Annotated in this window: 13 protein-coding genes; 7 read left to right on the forward strand and 6 right to left on the reverse strand. The window is 36.8% G+C overall.

Translation table 11 applies throughout. The features are described from left to right. Positions 1-3: 3 nt before the first annotated feature. A complete protein-coding gene (locus ACFPYN_RS17970) occupies positions 4-2,409 on the forward strand; it encodes a sensor histidine kinase (RefSeq protein ID WP_377736111.1) in 2,406 nt (801 codons plus the stop codon). 248 nt (positions 2,410-2,657) lie between these two features. Here the strand turns inward: ACFPYN_RS17970 and ACFPYN_RS17975 are convergent, their stop codons facing one another. Together ACFPYN_RS17975 and ACFPYN_RS17980 are read right to left on the reverse strand one after the other, a co-directional pair. Next, positions 2,658-3,029, reverse strand: a complete 372-nt coding sequence (locus ACFPYN_RS17975) for a response regulator (RefSeq protein ID WP_377736112.1) — start codon at positions 3,027-3,029, stop codon at positions 2,658-2,660. Between the two features lie 14 nt (positions 3,030-3,043). After that, entirely contained in the window at positions 3,044-4,654 is a 1,611-nt protein-coding gene (locus tag ACFPYN_RS17980) for a diguanylate cyclase (protein ID WP_377736115.1), read from the reverse strand. Positions 4,655-4,820: 166 nt separating this feature from the next. On the opposite strand from ACFPYN_RS17980, the gene ACFPYN_RS17985 reads away from it, so the two are divergent. Beyond that, positions 4,821-8,060, forward strand: a complete 3,240-nt coding sequence (locus tag ACFPYN_RS17985) for a hypothetical protein (protein WP_377736117.1) — start codon at positions 4,821-4,823, stop codon at positions 8,058-8,060. A 38-nt stretch (positions 8,061-8,098) separates the two neighbouring features. Here ACFPYN_RS17985 and ACFPYN_RS17990 read toward each other — a convergent pair whose 3' ends face one another. The 3 genes from ACFPYN_RS17990 to ACFPYN_RS18000 are packed head-to-tail and all read right to left on the reverse strand — an operon-like array spanning position 8,099 to position 11,869. Continuing rightward, complete coding sequence (locus tag ACFPYN_RS17990; protein ID WP_377736119.1) at positions 8,099-9,508, reverse strand: glycosyltransferase family 2 protein; 1,410 nt, start codon at positions 9,506-9,508, stop codon at positions 8,099-8,101. Next, the gene (locus ACFPYN_RS17995; RefSeq protein WP_377736121.1) at positions 9,501-10,547 is read right to left on the reverse strand and encodes a HEAT repeat domain-containing protein; all 1,047 of its coding nucleotides are present in this window, start codon (positions 10,545-10,547) and stop codon (positions 9,501-9,503) included. Before ACFPYN_RS17995 ends, ACFPYN_RS17990 begins: the two co-directional genes overlap by 8 nt. After that, complete coding sequence (locus tag ACFPYN_RS18000; RefSeq protein WP_377736123.1) at positions 10,544-11,869, reverse strand: GGDEF domain-containing response regulator; 1,326 nt, start codon at positions 11,867-11,869, stop codon at positions 10,544-10,546. The genes ACFPYN_RS17995 and ACFPYN_RS18000 overlap by 4 nt, the downstream gene beginning before the upstream one ends. Positions 11,870-12,021: 152 nt before the next feature. Here ACFPYN_RS18000 and ACFPYN_RS18005 point away from each other — a divergent pair, with 152 nt between their 5' ends. The 4 genes from ACFPYN_RS18005 (at position 12,022) to hflX (ending at position 16,375) form a co-directional block, all read left to right on the forward strand. Then, complete coding sequence (locus ACFPYN_RS18005) at positions 12,022-12,708, forward strand: VOC family protein (RefSeq protein ID WP_377736124.1); 687 nt, start codon at positions 12,022-12,024, stop codon at positions 12,706-12,708. Positions 12,709-12,859: 151 nt separating this feature from the next. Further along, positions 12,860-13,213: a DUF485 domain-containing protein gene (locus ACFPYN_RS18010; RefSeq protein ID WP_377736126.1), complete on the forward strand. Its 354-nt coding sequence runs from the start codon at positions 12,860-12,862 to the stop codon at positions 13,211-13,213. Further along, the gene (locus ACFPYN_RS18015) at positions 13,210-14,745 is read left to right on the forward strand and encodes a solute symporter family protein (protein ID WP_377736129.1); all 1,536 of its coding nucleotides are present in this window, start codon (positions 13,210-13,212) and stop codon (positions 14,743-14,745) included. The genes ACFPYN_RS18010 and ACFPYN_RS18015 overlap by 4 nt, the downstream gene beginning before the upstream one ends. A gap of 358 nt (positions 14,746-15,103) precedes the next feature. Beyond that, positions 15,104-16,375 (forward strand): GTPase HflX, encoded by a 1,272-nt coding sequence (gene hflX, locus ACFPYN_RS18020; protein WP_377736130.1) that lies wholly within the window; start codon positions 15,104-15,106, stop codon positions 16,373-16,375. Between the two features lie 265 nt (positions 16,376-16,640). Here hflX and ACFPYN_RS18025 read toward each other — a convergent pair whose 3' ends face one another. Then, positions 16,641-18,356 carry an ABC transporter ATP-binding protein gene (locus ACFPYN_RS18025; RefSeq protein ID WP_377736133.1) on the reverse strand — a complete coding sequence of 572 codons (1,716 nt, stop codon included), beginning with the start codon at positions 18,354-18,356 and terminating at the stop codon, positions 16,641-16,643. A gap of 261 nt (positions 18,357-18,617) precedes the next feature. Between ACFPYN_RS18025 and ACFPYN_RS18030 the strand changes: the two genes are divergently transcribed. Further along, a complete protein-coding gene (locus ACFPYN_RS18030; RefSeq protein WP_377736134.1) occupies positions 18,618-20,105 on the forward strand; it encodes a peptide MFS transporter in 1,488 nt (495 codons plus the stop codon). The last annotated feature ends 43 nt before the right edge of the window (positions 20,106-20,148 follow it).

Here is a 20,148-nt window from a genome sequence, read left to right on the forward strand (position 1 = left end):
GAGGTGAATGTCTTGCAAATTAAAGATAGCATTCGGAAGAAGTATTTAATTATTGTTTTAACAATTGGTTTACTTTTACTGATTTTAGGATCCCTTTCCCTGTATGGGCTCGAAAAAAACCAGCAAGAACTTACACAACAAAGAGAAGTGTTGAAAGAAAAAGACCGCTTAATTAGTGAACTAAAAGGCTCGTTAAATAACGCATTTTTTCGGGCACGTGGGTATTACGCGTTTCAAAACGAAGTGGAATTAAGTCTTGTCTATGGTGAATTGAATAAAGTTGAAGATACTATTTCTCAATTAAATCGATATGAATTAACGGAAGAAGAAGTCGACTTACTAAAAGGGATTAGTGATTTTTTAATAACATTTAGAAATTCAGCACTTCCAAAGGCAATTGCTTTAGTTCAAGCAAATGACTATGAGGGATTACGAATGCTTTCTAATAGTGGAGTAAATAATTCAGTAAATGAATTCATTGCATATACAGATGACTATCATGAAAAAGCGACACAAACTCGAGAAATGATGTCTAAACATATAATAAGCGAGTCTAAGGCGTTTCTAACGATTATGATTCTTGTATCGTTATTCCTGTTTTTAATTTTATTGTTCACATTCTTCCAGACATTGAGGCGAATTGTAAATCCTCTAGAAGACATGAAAAAAGGTGCAGATTACTTCTCTAAAACTGGAGAAGATAGTTTACCAAGTACTTCTAGGACAGATGAATTAGGAGCATTAAATCTATCGTTAAAATCATTAATGAAGAAAATTAGCGAAAATGAATCAGCTATGCTGGCACAAAATGAAGAATTGTTAATGCAACAAGATGAGTTGCAGACGAGACAAGAATTACTCGAAAAGTTATTGAAAGAAAACGAAATCGCAAAAAATCGTTTAGAAGTCATGAATCAACTAAATCACAGCCTAACATTTTCTCTAGATCGACAAGAATTAGTACAGATTGTACGTGAATATTTACATGACAAGTTCACTTTAGATATTAGCTTTTTGTGGCTTGTGGAAACACTTGAAAGTTCTTCTAAGGGGATTACGGAAGAGTTTGATCGTAGATTTATGGAAGAGCGATATGGCTATGTCATGGAAAGATTACATAATGAAGGTTCGTTTTCAATTGTTAGAGAAGGTGACATCGAGCTAGGGCTAGCACCAAAAGACACTTTGGTTAATGATTTTTTTGTGGCAATTACTGAAGAAAATGGAGAAATGGTAGCGGGCTTCTCATGTTCTCGCATTGGAAACCTATTTACGAAGGAAGAAATGATAGATATGAAAGGCTTACTTAATCGCGTGAGTTTGTCACTCGAACGCATTAGATTATATGAAATTAATCGATACGAACGCACATTAAATGAGGGGATTGTTAAAACGATTCAAGAAGGGATTTTCTTAGTGGGACCACAAGGAGAATTACTTCAATACAATCAATCTTTATACGATTTACTATCTGGGGAATCACATTATGCAAAAGGAACCCCATACTCTACTTGGATTTTACTTTACCAAAAATTTGCGGAGAATCCAGATGAAATTATCGCTTTTTATGAACAAGCAGTAAAAGACAGTTTTACAGATATCAGAAGAATTCAATATACATTTAAACGCAAAGGAACAAAAGTCATTTATTTATATGCAGCTAGTGTTTTCTCAGAAGGAATAAAAACCAGTACGATTTTTGTGAATCGAGACATTACGAAGGAACATGAAGTTGATCAAATGAAGACAGAACTGATTAGTACAGTGAGCCATGAGCTTCGAACGCCGTTGTCTAGTATTATAGGGTTTGCAGAATTGCTACTGAGCAAGCAAATGACGAATGAAAAGAAAGACAAATATATTGAAACGATATATAAAGAATCAAATCGTTTGTCACATTTAGTAGATGATTTCTTAGATGTCCAGCGAATGGAAAGTGGCAAAGTAGTTTATCATTTCACTGAAGTAGATATGAGTACTTTACTCCCTGAAATCGTTGAAAACTATGCTTATCAAAGCAATTATGAGATTAACATAGACAATGTTGCATCGAACAACATTTTAATAGCCGATGTCCAGCGTATTACTCAAGTATTCGTGAATCTGTTGAGTAACGCAATTAAGTTTTCCCCTGACAAGAAACAAATCAATATTCACTTATCCAATGAGAATAATGGGCTGAAAATTACCGTTCAAGATCATGGGCTAGGCATTAGCGAGGAAGAAATTCCAAAGCTCTTTCAAAAATTCCATCGAGTCGACAGCAGCGAAACACGAAAAATTGGTGGAACAGGGCTTGGTTTATCAATTGTAAAAGAAATTATTGAGCATCATCAAGGTCAAATTTGGATTACCTCTATTGAAGGAGAAGGAACTACTGTTCACTTATTCTTTTCACAGCGAATATAAGAGGGGTTGTCTAATAATTCCCTAATAAGTGGAGAAAAATGAGTCTTTTAGCTACACCTACATTTTACAATTGTAACCAGTTATAATTATTTGTTTCTCTCTCTGCATCGCGTTGGTAGCTTCGAAACATGGAAGTATGTTGCAACGGAAATCAACCTCTACTAACTATAAAAAAGGAACTGCCCTTAGTCATATTTTATGACTTTTAGGACAGTTCCATGTAAAAGGGCCGCATAATGTGGCCCTTTTTACTTTGTGAAAATAGACGTAATGAGTTGATAAAGAGCAGAAGGACTAAAGGGTTTTTGCATAAAATGGGTTACACCGCTAGCGGTTGCGAAATCTTTATCTTCTTTTTGTGATTTTGCAGTGAGCATTATGACCGAGAGATTTTCTTTTATCCGCAACGGAAGTCTTTCGATGACATTAATCCCCGTATAATAAGGCATCATATAATCAATTACGACTAAGTCAAAGTTTTGATTGCTTAGCTTTTCTAAAGCCTCTTGTCCGTCTATGGCTTCTTCAACTACCCACTCTGGATTTTCAAGAGTATCTACTAACAACATGCGAATAATATCGTCATCATCGCAGATAAGTATTCTTTTTCTTCCGTCCATTTATACATACTCCTTCATGCTAAAAATAGCCGTTCTGCTAGACGTTGAATGCGCATGATGACCTCTTTTGGGTAGAAAGGTTTTAATAAATAATCATCAGCACCTTGAATAAGTGCTTGAAGAATATTTTCTTCCTCTTTTTGAGCTGAAATCATCGATATTAAAACATTTTTCGAGGGATATGTACCCCTTACATGTTTAAGTACTTCAATTCCAGACATTTGAGGCATCAAACTATCCAATATCACAATATGATTTTGTCCTTCATGGTACCATTCGGAACCAGTGAATTCCTTGCCATTTTCATAATAGACAACCGTGATTTCAAACATGGGATGTTGCCACTCTAGAAACTGAGAGACTAGCAAATTTCTAACAATAGTATCATCATCAATAATTGCGACATGCAATGGGTGTTTAAGAATAACGGGTAGTTCTTTTTCAATAAACAAGGTTGTGCGATTTCTCCCCATATGTTTGGCTTGATAAAGTGCGTAGTCGGCTTCCTCTATCAATTGTTTAATATGTGTTTGGTTGTTTTTCAGGCTAGAAATACCGGCTGAAAAGGTAATGGAAAAAGATGTTGTAGAAGTGGGATAGTACGTTTGTGCAATTAATGTACGGAATGTTTCAATTCTTGTTTTTGCTTCTTCAGCTGTTTTATTTAAAAACAATAAAGTGAATTCTTCTCCACCATATCTGTATAAAATTTCACTTTTGTCACATTCATTTTGAATTGTTTTTGCGAAAGTCTTAAGCACTTCATCTCCAACCAAATGTCCATGTGAATCATTTACTTTTTTAAAATGATCCAAGTCGAGCATAGCCACTGAAAGTGGTTTTCCAAGCTGTTTGTGTAACTCAATATGATAGGGAGCAATACTTGTTAATTGTTTACGGTTAAATGCACCAGTTAATTCATCTGTTGCAATGGATTGTAGTATTATTTCTTTGTTTTGAATACGGTTTTTCACGAAAGGGACAAAGGTATCAATGTCTAAAGGCTTGCCAATAAAATCTGTTGCCCCTAGTTCATATGCAAGTTTGCGGTTTACTTTTGTGGCCGTAGCTGTGACGATTGCTACAGGGATAAACTGCTGTCTCGCTTCGGGAGAAATTTGTTTTAATATCTGAAAACCGCTATCATCTTCTCCAAGTAGATCAATTAATACAAAGTTCGGCTGCAATGTGAAAAACATTTCCAATCCTTTTTTAGCAGTAGAGGCAATTAATACGGTAATACCTACTTGTTCTAATGTTTCTTTTATGAGATTCACAAAGGCAATATCATCATCGATGATCAGGACAAAATACTTTTTCTCCAAGGTACTGGCGACTTCAGCTTTGACTAGTACTTGTTCATCTTGAATTAATAAGCTCTTTAATCCATCCAATGCAAGTTGTTTTAGTTCGGAAGAAACTGTTTCTTCGTTTGTTTGATCATATAAGTCGACTAATTGTTCAGCTACAATGGACCATTCATGAAGTCCAACGGTTCCAGCAGTTCCTTTTAAGCTATGAAAAAATCGATACATCTCTTTATGGGAAAGTTGTTGACCGTTCTCCCACAAAGAGATTGTATCTTTCACTCGTTGTCTTAACATTTCGCTATACGATGTTTTCAAAGAAGCACCTCGTATTCATTTACTTTATTCTAATTATAGCAAATATTGATCATGGTAAAATTATCAACGATAATTAATTTCGCTATTTATTACATACTGTTATGCAGAAGTTATACCTAAATTAATGTAAAATGAAGTCAATGAAAAGCTGAGAGTTGGTGCGGGTTTGAGATATATAAAATGGTTTGTCATGTTCCTATGCATCCTATTAATGCCACTGGCCATTTGGTTTTGGCAAGATCGAGATGGGAAACAGTTAGAAATTCTTATTGTAAATAAAACTGTTCCAGACGGCGATTTACGAGAACATAAAGGCCTAACTTGGCTTTTGAATCACTTACATATTAAAAAAACGGATGGAACTTCATATAATGAAAAAGAAGATTATGTAGGAGTTGCTTATGAGAATAACAAAGCGGTTGTAAGGGAAATTCCGGACGATATCAGTTCAGCAGATCTAATTTATGTAGCCGATACCTATGGAATATATGAAACACAACAAGAGAAACGAAGTGACAAAATTGAAGGAGGTTTAAGTGCTAAGGAGTGGGCAACTATTCAACACGCTGTTGATATAAAAGATGTCCCGTTAATCATGGAATTTAATTCTATTTCTTCTCCAACCGAACCTGTCGTTCGCCAGGAAGTATCTCGTTATTTAGGATTTAAACAACAAGGATGGACTGGTAGATATTTTAAAGACTTAGCCAATAAAGACAGTGAAATACCACAATGGTTAATTGCTTCCTATGAAGCATTCGGAAATCGCACATGGTCTTTTAAAGGTGAAGGTATTGTTTTTGTTGAAGAAAATTCCGAAGAAGTTCAAGTACTATCAGTTGAAAATGGCGATATCGATCAATCAACCGTTCAATTAACTTTCACGGAAAAGGGAAAAAACAAGTTTAATATAGAGAAAAGTTCACCCTTCCGTTATTGGTTTGATATAACGGAACCTCTTAATGAAGATAGTGTGCTAGCGGATTTTGAACTTCCAGTAAATGATCAAGGGCAAGCGATGCTTGATGAGTGGGGAATCCCGGCACGTTTTCCAGCAGTAATTGAAAAGAAACAAGAATCGGTTAACAGCTACTATTTAGCGGGTGATTTCGTAGACGCACATGAAATTCCTTCATTTTATCAGTATAGTGGATTTACCAAAGTAAAAGAGTGGTTTACAGTGGATTCTGTTTTCCAAGAACAAAGTTTTTTTTGGAAAACATATGTACCGATGATGAAAGTGCTTTTAAAAGAAGTGAAAAATATAGATACAAAGGTAGAAACAACAGCTTATAAACCAACTGTTCTACAAAATGAAGAGGGACTTACTTACGCTTCAAAGGTAAACGGTGACCGTTTCGAAATCTATCAAAATGGTCAGTGGGAGACTTTAACGGTTAAAGGAGTAAACATTGGAATGGGAAAACCAGGTGCTTTTCCAGGTGAAGCAGCCATTTCAAAAGGAGAGTATGCGAGATGGTTTCAGCAAATTGGTGAAATGAACGCCAATACCATTAGGGTATATACACTGCATCCACCTGCTTTTTATGACGCCTTAAAAGAATACAATGAATCACATGAAGAACCACTTTATGTATTCCAAGGGGTATGGGTCGATGAAGCGCCATTAGAAGAAACATTGGATGCGTTCACACCAGAAATTACCGTGAGATTCCAAAAAGAGTTTAAAAAGATCACCGATGCAGTTCATGGAAATGCAATAGTAAAACAGCAACCAGGACATGCTTATGGAACGTATGAAGCGGACATTTCTCCTTATGTGCTGGGATGGATAGTAGGAATTGAATGGTATCCCTTTATGGTAGATGAAATGTCTAAAAAATACGCTAATATGAACCAATATAAAGGCCAATATATCCAAACAACAAATGCAGTTGGTTTTGAATTATGGATAGCTGAACAAATGGATATCTTGACCACCTATGAAGCAACAGAGTATAAGTGGACAAGACCAATGAGTTTCACAAACTGGGTCACCACTGATAATATCAAGCAACCCGCTGAACCAATTGAGCAGGAGGATATGGCATCGGTAGATCCAAACCATATACAATACAACGAAGGTTTATCTATGCCTGGAATGTTTGCTTCTTATCACGTCTACCCGTACTACCCTGATTTTTTATATTTGGATGAACGCTATACAGAGTATATAGACCATAGGGGGAAGAAAAATTATTATGCAGGGTATTTGCATGATTTGAAAGCGGCCCACCAAATGCCGATATTGATAGCTGAGTTTGGCATACCAGCATCTCGTGGATTGACACATGTTAATCCTTTGGGATGGAATCAAGGTTTCCATACTGAACAGGAACAAGGTTTATTGCTATCCAGTCTATATGAAGATATTCTGCAAGAAGGAATGATGGGTGGTCTTATCTTTACTTGGCAAGACGAATGGTTCAAACGTACATGGAACACCTTGGAATTAGATAACTCAGATCGTCGTCCATTTTGGTCAAATGCACAAACGAATGAACAGCATTTTGGTCTTTTGAGCTTTGATCGTCTGCTTATTAAAACAGATGGACAAATTGATGATTGGGATGGCATTACTCCTATGTATGAATCAGATAAAGGTCCAATCAGTGAGCTGTATACAACACATGACGAAAAATACTTGTATCTCAGAATGGACGGAAAAGTTTCAAATAACTGGTTGGAAACGAATAAACCTCAGTTATTATTTGACGTTGCTCCTGAACAAGGAAATGATCGTGTAAATGAAATCGAGACGATACGTTTCAGTAAACCGTTTGTGGATTTTTGGTTGGGTATTCAATCAACGAAAGAAGCAAAGCTGAAAGTAGATGTTTTATATGATGTATTTACTAATCAATATGGATTCGACCTAAAGATGTTGGAGTCTGAGGTTATAAAGCCACAGTCTAACAGTGGAGACTTTAATGACATCAGTTTACCTCTGAGTAGAGAATTGACTAGACCAGACACAGGTGAAGTGCTACCTTTCAACTCATATGAAACAGGGCAAATGCGTTTTGGAAATTCTAATCCCGACTCAGCAGATTATGATTCTCTAGCTGATTATTATATTGACGATACAACGGGTGTAATGGAAATTCGTATTCCATGGCTCTTGCTGAATTTTAAAGATCCGAGCTCCAAAGAAATATTTGGAGATATCTATTCTGATGGAATGACGTCACAACAAATCATTGAAGATATTGGTATTGCGCTTGTCATGACGGACAATAACGGCAAAGTGACACAAACATTCCCTGGAAATGGAAATGATAGACAGGAAATATCTGTTGAAGAAGTATCTCGCTATAAGTGGGAACCATGGGAATTGCCTTTTTCGAGTGAGCGAATAAAGAAATCGTATAACATAATTCAAGAAACATTTAATAATACGCCATAAATAAAAGAGGTTGTGCTGTAATTGCACAACCTCTTTTACTATGAAGATATTCCTTTTCGTTGCATTTGTCCCCATTCTGATTTTTTAGTGAAAAATGCAATCAACCCTTCAAGTCGCCAAATGACCAATATCGGACGATACCAAAAACTTTCAGTCAATGACCAGAAGAACAATTTCATTAAATGGGATACTTTTGGATATTTATGCATCGTCATTTCTTCAAGAAGAACAGCTAGGGAAGAAATAAAAGAGCCGTATATGACGGTTACTAAAAAGATAATAAATACAACAGTTGGATCAAGGAAGTCAAATAATAATCCACCAACTATGAGTAAAAATCCTGTAAATTCAAACACTGCTCCGAGTAATTCAACAAAAAAGAAATAGGGCAGTGTTAGGAGTCCTACCGAGCCATACTTTGGATTGAACAACATTTTTCGATGGTTATAAATAGTTTCAGCTAAACCTCTTTGCCAACGAATACGCTGTAACCTCAATACGTTCAAAGATTCAGGGGCTTCAGTCCAACAGACGGGATCTGGAATATATTCAATACGGTCACTCAGTTTTTCTTCTCGAATCATACGATGAAGTCTCACGATCAACTCCATATCTTCTCCAACAGTGCCTTCATGGTACCCACCGACATGGATAACCTTGTCTTTTCTGAAAACGCCAAAAGCACCTGACACAATCAACAGCTGATTAAATCGACTGAATCCAAGTCGTCCAATCAGAAATGCACGGAAATACTCTACAATTTGCATAATAACCAATGGTTTATTCGGTAATTCAATGACTTCTACTTTACTCCTAGAAATGGTTGTACCGTTCGCAATTCGTATAGATCCACCAACGGCAATTATATTTCCATCAGCAGCTAGAACAGGTTTCATGGCTTTTAATAACGCATCTTGCTCTAATATGGAATCACCGTCAATCGCACAAAAATACGGGAAATTGGATAAGTTAATTCCACTATTTAAGGCATCTGCTTTGCCACCATTTTCTTTTGATACCACCACTAAGTTTGGGAAAATAGTAGACTTATATACCACATGAATTGGCATGGTCTCTACATGTTTCCTAATAGCATAATCAATTACTTCCAAACCATAAGCTTCAATCAATTTGGCAAGTGTTTGATCCTTTGAACCATCATCGACAACAATGATTTCAAATTGGGGGTATTGCAAAGTTAATAATGAGCGAACGGTACTAATAATCCCGATTTCTTCATTGTAAGCGGGTACGATGATAGACACTGGAATGGTAGTTTCACTATTAGCTAAATCTTCCAACATCTCTTTTTTATCAAGCTTTCCTTCTCTTGAAACTTTTCGAAAAGAAAGTAAAAACAAGATGATGTAACTTAAGGCAGTGAACGTCATATAAAAAACAACAAGTATAGATAAAAATCCGAACATCCAATTCCAAATATTAGTCATATGCCACAGAAACCTGCCTTTCAAGACGTAACCATTGAGCTGCCATATTTCGTGCATATTGGTCAGGGTGACTTTGTGAGAGTTCAAAAAGTTTGCTTTCACCATAACAAAGCAATAACGCTTCTGCAGCATAATATCGAACCCACCAAACAGAGTCCCCTAGGAATTCAGTTAGTTCTTTTTCAAATTGAGATAGTGACAATACACCAGTGATTTTTGCTGCAAACATTCGTTCTTCCCAAATTTCTGAATAAAAAAAGGGTTTAATCAAATTGACATTTGATATGTAGTTCATCTGAAATAAAGCTTTTAATGCTTGAATTCGCATTTCAGAATTTGGATGCATCAGATTTTCCTCAACAAAAGACAAATAGGATAATTTTTTTGCGAGTCCAAGGTACATTAATAAAGATATATTAGCTTTTAAACTTCCTTCCTGACGAACATATGAAACTGTTTGTGGGATTACATCTTCGGGAAAACGTTTGAAAACAGAAAGATAGACCGATTCTTTTATGCTTGGCTCATTTTCTAAATACGATAGTACGGATACGTCGCCAAGGGCTGCTAAAGTCCGCAACAACTGCTGTTTTTCTTCATCCTGTTCTTTGACAGCCATTAATCTCTTGGCAAGTACTGGTTGCATAGAAGTCATACGGAAATCTTCTATGTAATACAGTGCATTTACGCGAGCAGACCAATCTGTTGCGTTCATCACTTTTTCATAGTGTGAACTTAAATAGAAAGATGCACTTTCGCGGATTTTGTGTTGCAGATCTTCATCTTTTGTAATCGCCATACTAGAGCTAAATAATTGTTCGGCTACATGATACTCATCAGGAGGTAAGGGGATATAGTCATCTTGCTCATTATAAAGAAAGTGTATGAATGCTGGCATGGCTTCTTTATAAATATTCTGTTCATTTTGGTCTTTTTTGTTCCTTTTCAATTTTTTGCTTGTTAAAAATAACAATAAAATGAGTTGGGCAAAGGCTAGTAGTAAAAAAACAATGATGAAGAAGGTTAATGTCGAATTCATTTAAATAGCCTGTTGACGAGACGTTGAATTCTAACTAACACTTCTTGTGGATGAAAAGGTTTCAACATATAGTCATCTGCACCTGAATTAAGGGCGTGCAAAATATCTTGTTCATTTTTTCGTGCCGTTAGCATGGCAACTAAGACTCTTTGTGACTCGACATTTTTTTTGACAATATGCAATACTTCTAATCCGTCCATTTTCGGCATAACACCATCTAGTAGAAGTACGTGATAATCATGTGGTGTGTACCAATTAGATTGTGTGAATTCAAAGCCATTATTGTAGCCAATTACATGGATATCAAAAGTGTCAGATTTCCAAGTAGAGAACTGTCTCTCAAGCATTGCTCGAACAATCTCATCATCATCGACGATATGAATGTTTAATCGGCTGAAGAGTGGACTTGAAAAGGATTCTTCATCATAGATGAAGGTAGAAGATCTACCGGCTTTCTTGGCCCGCTTTAAGGCGAAATCTGCTTGTTGTAGTAATGTTCCATTATTATAAGTTGAGGTACTCCATTCAGAAATTCCAACAGAAAATGTGATATTCCATTTTTCTAGTATTATTTCAGCAATATCTTTAGTGATTTTTGCGGCTTCGTCAGCTAGTTTATGACGAAATAGCAAAACAAACTCATCACTACCGAATCGGAATACATCCATTTGTGTATGCATAACTTGACGAGCTATTTGAACAAAGTCAATGAGTACTTTATTTCCTTTTATATTGCCAAATTGTTCATTGAAGTCTTTAAACAAATCGAAATCGATAAGGGCGATTGAAAATGAGTCATTAGACGTTTCATAACGATTGAAGAGGGAGCTAGCGCTCATATAAAATTGTTTGCGATTGTATGCCCCGGTCAACTCATCCGCAAGAATAGTATTTGTAATCGACGATTTAAATGCCGCACGATTTAATATGAACGGAATGAAAATATCTGCATCAATGGGTTTTCTAATGAAATCAATTGCTCCTAATTGATAAGAACGTATTCGGTATTCTTTTGGCTGAAAAGATGAAGTGATTGCTATTGGGATAACTCGACTGCGCGCAATATCACTTATTTCTTGTAATAGCTCAAAGCCACTCTGATCAGGTAAGTCTGCTTCAATTATGACAAGGTCTGGATTAGCAGAATGGAAGTATTCGAGCCCTTTAGCAGCTGTTGTTGCAATTAAAATGGTGATGCCATGTTGTTCAAATGAATCTTTTAAATTCATGACAAATTCAATATCTTGATCTATAAGTAAAATTAACTTTTCATCGGGATCTTGGGTATTACTAGATTTAAGTAGTGGGATTTGTCGATTCAAATTAATTACCTCCAAACAATGTAAGTTTAGTATATCAAACGGAGTGCGCGCTTACTTTCGATACGTGTGAAATTCTCACATATTTTGCTAGATTACCTATCAATTGCACATTCAATCGTGGCTCTTCATAATGTAATTAGGGAGTGGTGCATATGGTAGAACTAGATCATGTCGTTTATTTTAGTGAAAAGTCTCCGGAAATGAATGTGAAAGAACATCAAGCTACGTCAATTGGAGGTAAACATAAAAATTGGGGTACATTCAATGCATTAACCTATACACAAAGTAGTTATATTGAATATTTATCAGTAGAGCATATGGATATCGCAAAAAGAGCAAATCATCCATTACCAAACCTTTTGCTACACGATTTGGAACGCGGCGAGGGGTGGGGGACCATTTGTTTCCGAACGGATAATATACTTGCGCTTAATGATAGATTAACTAATGAAGGATGGGTCACGTCTGGAGTACTAAATGCTGAGCGAGAAGCCTCTTCTGGTTTTATTCGTAAATGGAAAATGCTTTTCATTCAGCAGGACGTTTCAAACAAATTGCCATACCCATTTTTTATTGAATGGGAAGAGCCATTTGAAGAACGCATGAAAAGTTTAAGGGAAGATGGAACCATTTCTTCTGAAAACGATCAGTTAATTATTTCAATATGTGAGTTTGCAGTAACTAACCCGCAAAAAAGTGTTGAAGAATGGGGCCATCTACTAAATCTTCCCCCTACTGAAAATGCTATAAAACTGCCAAATACAGAACTGATATTTCATAAATATCCTGATGATATGGAGCGTTTAGTGAACGTTCAAATTACAGAGATAAGTAAATAATGTCTGAACACGTGTAAACATGACACGTGTTTTTTTATTTGAGAACTTTCAATATATTTACAAAATAAAGCATTGTTTGACATTGGAAGTAATTACTGTTTTACTTTTAAGGTATTCAGAATAATTAAACAATAATAAGGGGGCGTGTTTTTTGGGAGCATCAAATAAATATGGTAAAAAAGTTCCTCAATCAGTTCATGATTATCAGGCAATAGAAGCCTCTCCAAAATTCAGGGAACTAGTGGGTAAGAAAAAACGATTCTTATTACCAAGCACGATTCTGTTTCTAGGGCTTTATATTCTTTTTCCATTAATTATTTCTTATTCAGATGTGTTGAACACCTCATTTATTGGAGACATTTCATGGAGTTGGATTTATGCACTGGGCTTGTTTGTTATGACATGGGTACTGGTAACCATTTACATGAGAAAGGCAGCACAATTTGACCGGATGGCGGAAGATACGCTGAAAGAATTTAATTACAAAGAGGAGGAGAACTTATGAATCCTACAGTAATTATCATGTTTCTCGTCATTGTTGGAATGACATTAGTAGTTACATATTTTGCAGCAGGGAAAACAAATACCACAAGTGAGTTTTATACAGCAGGCGGCGGATTAACTGGCTGGCAAAACGGCCTTGCAATCGCTGGAGACTATCTATCAGCAGCTTCATTTTTAGGAATAGCAGGTGCTATTGCTCTTTACGGATTTGATGGATTCTTGTTCTCTATTGGCTATTTAGTAGCTTACTTGGTTGTGTTATTTATTGTTGCCGAACCACTACGAAACTTAGGGAAATATACATTAGCGGATATGATCAACTCTAGGTTCAATGCCAAAAAGGTCCGTGCAGGTGCAGCAATCAGTTCGATTACGATTGTTATTTTTTATATGATAGCTCAGTTAGTTGGAGCAGGCGCATTAATTCAATTACTATTTGGTATTCCATATTGGGTTGCCGTTTTATTAGTAGGAATCATGATGACGGTTTATGTATTATTTGGAGGAATGACAGCAACGAGTTGGGTCCAAATTATTAAAGCGGTCTTACTAATGACGGGTACCGTTATTATTTCGTTTTTAGTGTTAAAGGAATTCAATTTCAATATCTTTGAAATGTTCACATCTATGAAAACAGCAACACCTCATGGCGCAGACTATTTAAATCCAGGTATTAAATATACGATGCCTTTAGATACTCTCTCTCTTATGATAGCTCTCGTTTTAGGTACAGCGGGATTGCCGCATATATTGATGCGATTCTTCACAGTCCGTGATGCTAAAACAGCAAGAAGTTCTGTTATGTGGGCAACATGGATTGTCGGCATTTTCTATGTGATGACCATCTTCCTAGGATTTGGTGCAGCCAAGTTCGTAGGTCAAGAATTAATTTTGTCAACCAATCCTGCAGGTAATATGGCTGCTCCATTGTTAGCTCAAGCTTTAGGTGGAGATCTCTTGATGTCATTTGTTTCTGCCGTTGCATTCGCAACTATTTTAGCAGTAGTGGCGGGACTTGTTCTATCCGGTGCCTCAGCATTTGCTCATGATATTTATGGCCAAATCATTAAAAAAGGAAAAGCTACAGATCGACAACAAATGCTAGCAGCACGTTATGCTTCTATAGGCGTAGCCGTATTCTCTATTATACTGGCGTTATTTGCTCAAAATTTAAATGTGGCTTTCCTGGTCTCGCTTGCATTTTGTATAGCTGCAAGTGCAAATTTACCAGTTATCATTTATACGATATATTGGAAGAAATTCAATACAACAGGAGCAATTGCATCTATGGCAACCGGGCTAATATCAGCTCTTGTTTTAGTATCTATTAGTCCAAGTGTTATGAATCCTGTTGAAGGTGTGGCTATTATTACTGGAAATCCAATCTTTCCACTAACGAATCCTGCACTCGTTTCAGTGCCTCTTGGTTTTATAGGTGGATGGATTGGTACCCTATTGTCTAAGGAATCTGATGACAAGAAATATGCTGAAGTTAAAGTTAAAGCAAATACAGGCGGTTTCAGACAACTGTAAGAAGTTGTGTCTATTTAATTGAGTATGGTACGATATATGGAATATGAAAGAACGGAGGTTTTCCAAATGATTAATAACACATTCCGATGGAACACTTTGCGATGAAACTGAATAAAGCAAAGAACTGCTACTGGGCATTTAAATCGGGATATGTCTATTCATTTTGAAAACCAAGTTATAATTTAGAAAAACACAGCTTGTACCTAACAAAGGTACAAGCTGATGTCATTTCTTGAACTGGTATCTTAATCAGTGCAAGAAAAGAGTGAGACCTGGACTCGCTTTTTCTTTACTATTAAATGGCAGAATAAAGGATATATCGATTTTCTCTCGGTAGACTTTGAGGAGGAAATGACACATGGACGAAATACTTGAACGCGCCATTGTTGTAGGCGTTAATTTGAAAAAAGACGAACATTTTGAATATGGCTTAGAAGAATTACACAACTTAGCTGAAGCATTAAATGTAGAAGTAGTAGGCGAAGTTACTCAAAATTTAGATCGTGTCAATTCTGCGCATTACGTAGGTAAAGGGAAAATTGACGAAATTAAAGCTTTTTACGAAGAAGCAGATGCAAACTTAGTGATTTTTAATGATGAGCTGTCACCTTCTCAAATTCGTAACTTAGAAGAGGCGCTTGATTGTAAAGTCATTGACCGTACGATGTTGATTTTAGATATCTTTGCTCGTCGTGCAAAGTCTAAAGAAGCACAAATGCAAGTTGAGTTAGCTCAGCTTCAATACATGTTACCTCGATTAATTGGTTTACGTGCTTCTCTTGGTCGCCAAGGTGGTGGTACGGGTGGCGGATTTCAAAACCGTGGTGCAGGTGAAACAAAACTTGAACTCGATCGCCGTAAAATTGAAGATCAAATTGCGAAAATTCGCCGTGATTTAGAGCACGTGAAAGAACAACGCGTAACTCAAAGAAAACAACGCAAGAAAAACGAAGTGCCGGTTGTATCAATTGTTGGATACACAAATGCAGGGAAATCGACTGTTATGAATCGATTACTTGCCAAAACAGGACAGTTGGATGACAAGCAAGTGTTTGAAAAAGATATGTTGTTTGCCACTCTTGAGACGTCTGTTCGCCAAATTCGTTTACCAGATCAAAAAGAATTCTTGCTTACGGATACGGTAGGTTTTGTCAGTAAGTTACCAACCCATTTAGTAAAAGCGTTCCGCTCTACATTAGAAGAAGCACGCGAAGCAGATTTACTGTTACATGTGGTGGATGTTTCGAATGAGGAATATCGCTATATGATGGATGTTACAAATGAGACATTGCAAGCGGTGGGCGTTGAAGATGTGCCAACCCTTGAGTTATACAATAAGGCTGATTTAGCGGATATAAACTATCCGCGTGTTAGTGGAAACAGTCTGTGGATTTCTGCAAAAGATGGTCAAGGATTAGACGAATTGCTTGAAATGATTCGTGCAAATATTTTTGCTGATTATAAAATTTGCCGCATGCTTATTCCTTATGAGCGTGGAGACATTGTGTCTTATTTAAATGAACAAGCATCTGTTCAGACATCTGAGTATGAAGAAGAAGGTACCTTATTAAAAGTTGAATTAAAGCTAGCCGATTACGAACGGTATCAAGAATTCGTCCTTGGTAAATAAGAAAACGCATTTCCGATTTTTTCGGAAATGCGTTTTTCTTTTGGTAGTCTAATTTAATAAAATTTAGTGACACCTTCGAACTGGAAGGCTGAGATTAGTTTCCGTCCATTCAATGTGAGTTTTCGTCCATTCAACTTGGTTTATTGTCCACTTATTAAAGGTTTTCGTCCATTCAACTTGGATTTCTGTCCACTTACGTAACGTTTCCGTCCATTCGCTTGGAGGAAGACACGATTCCTCCTGAGAAAGACACCAAATCCGTGTACTAGTCTTGGAATTGGATGTTATGAAGTCTTGCGAATAAACCGTCTGCTTCAACAAGGTCTGAATACGTGCCATCTTCGGCAATGCCCTCTTTTGTGACGACAAGTACGCGGTCAGCATCACGTATTGTTGCGAAGCGGTGGGCAATAATAAGAGTTGTCCGATTTTCAGCAAGTTCTGCTAATGAATGTTGAATGATTTTCTCAGTTTCCGTATCAAGAGCAGAAGTCGCTTCATCCAAAATAAGAATAGGTGGATTCTTCAAGAACATACGAGCGATTGCTAAACGTTGCTTTTGGCCGCCTGACAATTTCAAGCCTCGTTCACCAATTTGTGTCTCAAATCCATCAGGAAGTTCCGAAATGAATTCTTGTAAATGAGCTTTTCGAGCAGCCTCTATTACTTCTTCATCTGTTGCACCTTTTTTACCGTAGGCAATATTCTCACGAACCGTTCCTGTGAACAAGAATACGTCTTGTTGAACAATCCCTATTTGAGATCGTAAAGAATGCTTTGTCATATCCCGAATATCTAGTCCATCTATTGAGATTGATCCTTTTGTTACATCATAAAATCGAGGAATCAAAGAACAAATGGTTGTTTTACCAGCGCCAGAAGGACCAACAAAGGCTACTGTTTCACCAGCTTTCACCTTGAGATTAATACCTGAGAGTACTTTTTTGTGTTCATCATAACCGAAGTCCACATCATTAAACCAAATATCACCGTTTAAATGGTCCACCGTTTTTGCGTTTTCTCGATCCACGATTTCTGGATCCTGTTCAATTAAATCTAAGAATCGTCTGAAGCCAGCCATACCTTTTGGATAAAGTTCAAGCAGAGCACTTATCTTATCGACGGGTTTAATTAAAACATTTATAAATAAGACAAAGCTAACAAGCTCTCCATACGTTAATTTATCGTTAACAGTAAACCAGGCGCCGACAACCAATACGACCAATGTCATAAGGCGGGTCATCATGTAAATAGCGGAATGTGTTCCAGACATTACTTTATAGGCGACCAATTTAGCTAAACGAAACTGTCCGTTGTCATGTTTGAAACGATTGATTTCAAACTCTTCATTTGTGAAAGATTGAACAACACGAGCTCCAGAAACACTGTCTTCTACTCGACCATTTACATCGGCAATTTTGATGTACATGTTCTTCCATGCTCGATTCATTTTAATATTACTAAATGCCACAAGTACTGTAAGGAATGGAACCATAATAATCGCAATGATGGCTAGCTCAGGATTGATGTTGTACATGATCACAAAAGCACCAATAAACGTCATTATAGCGATAAAGAAATCTTCAGGACCATGGTGGGCGAGCTCGCCAATATCAAATAAATCGTTTGTAATACGGCTCATCACATGGCCAGTTTTGGTGTTGTCAAAAAAGCGGAAAGATTGGCGCTGTACATGAGTAAAGAGCTGTTCACGCATGTCCGTTTCTATATTAATACCTAGCTTGTGTCCTAAGTAACTGACAATATATTGTAGTACGGTACTAATTAAATAAATGGCAAGTAAGAGGACACTAACTGTGACAATCGTATCCCATTCACCAGTTGGAAGTAATTTATCAATAAACCATTGAACAGCTAATGGGAAAGCTAACTCTAAAATAGCCACGATAATGGCACTGCTGAAGTCGATTATAAATAGTCGTCTATGTGGAAGATAATACGAAAAGAATTTTTTTATCATGTAGTTTCTCCTTGATGTTTTGATATAAGAATTATAGCGGAAAAATATCCAAAACACGACATAAAAACTTCTGAACTCGAAGGATTTCGAAGTATTTCAAGTTCCGAATGTTTTTTGACAATTTAAAGATGGCACGGTAAACTGTTAAAGTTGTCTTTTTACTGATATAGCAATTAGACCTTTATTATCAGTATATTTCGCACATTTCACATAAACATGAATGTGTATTTGATAAAAATTAAAAAGAAAGAAGGGAAAAGAATGGCGACAAGAGAAGAAATCGTCCAGTCGGTTCCTCAAAAAGGATTCTTTGGACATCCAAAAGGCTTATTAAGCTTGTTCTTTACAGAATTTTGGGAGCGTTTTTCATACTACGGTATGCGCGCAATCCTGCTCTACTATATGTATTATGAACTAAATCAAGGTGGACTTGGTCTAGAACAATCTACTGCGAACTCAATAATGGCGGTATACGGATCACTTGTATACATGTCCGGAATTATTGGGGGATGGATCGCTGACCGATTGCTAGGTACGACCAAAACCGTATTTTACGGTGGTATAGCAATCATGTTAGGCCACGTTGCTTTGTCGTTACCAGGTGGCATTAATACGCTGTTCATATCGATGGCATTTATCATCATTGGTACAGGGTTATTAAAACCTAATATTTCAAGTATTGTTGGAGAAATGTATTCAGATAACGATGTTCGTCGTGACTCTGGTTTCAGTATTTTCTACATGGGAATCAACATGGGTGCATTTATCGCGCCATTAGTTGTAGGAACAGTAGGACTTCAATATAACTTCCACTTAGGCTTCGGAATTGCTGCAGTGGGTATGTTATTAGGATTAATCGTCTTCATGGTTACCAAAAAGAAATTTCTTGGTTTAGCTGGTTCATATGTTCCGAACCCTCTAGCAAAAGAAGATCGTAAGAAAGTGTTTTCACGTATTGCCATTGGTTTAGCTATCGTAGCCCTTATTGGATATTTCCTAATTCAAAATGGCATTATGACAATTGATGTCTTTACGATGATTGTATCGATTTTAGGTATCGTGATTCCAACGATTTACTTTATCGTTATGTACCGCAGTGCTAAAACAGATGCTGACGAGAAGTCACGTGTTCTTGCATACATTCCATTGTTTATCTCTGCTATGGTGTTCTGGGCGATTGCTGAACAAGGTTCAATCATATTAGCTCAATATGCTGATCAACGCACAGACTTATCAATTGGTTCATGGGAGATTTCTCCAGCATGGTTCCAATCTTTAAATCCACTATTTATTATTGCAATTGCACCTGTATTTGCATGGTTGTGGGTTCGTCTTGGTCAAAGACAACCGTCTACTCCTAAGAAATTTGCATTTGGTTTATTCTTTGCAGGTATGTCATTCTTAGTTATGATTATTCCAGCTTACCTAAACGGAACAGAGACTTTAGTAAGCCCATACTGGTTAGTATTAAGTTTCTTCCTAGTGGTAATTGGTGAATTACTTCTTTCTCCAGTTGGATTATCAGCAACAACAAAACTAGCACCACAAGCTTTTGCTGCCCAAACGATGAGTTTGTGGTTCTTAACAAATGCATCTGCGCAAGCAATTAACGCGCAAGTGGTGAAATTTTATAATCCTGAAAGTGAAATCGTTTATTTCGGTGTCATTGGAGTTATCGCACTAATCGTTGGATTAATGTTGTACTTCTTCGCACCAAAAATCGAAAAACTTATGCGTGGCGTACGTTAATAAATAAGGAAAAAGCCTACCGATTGATTCATTTATCGGTAGG

It is taken from the genome of Paenisporosarcina macmurdoensis, assembly GCF_042658845.1.
GTDB lineage: Bacteria > Bacillota > Bacilli > Bacillales_A > Planococcaceae > Paenisporosarcina > Paenisporosarcina macmurdoensis.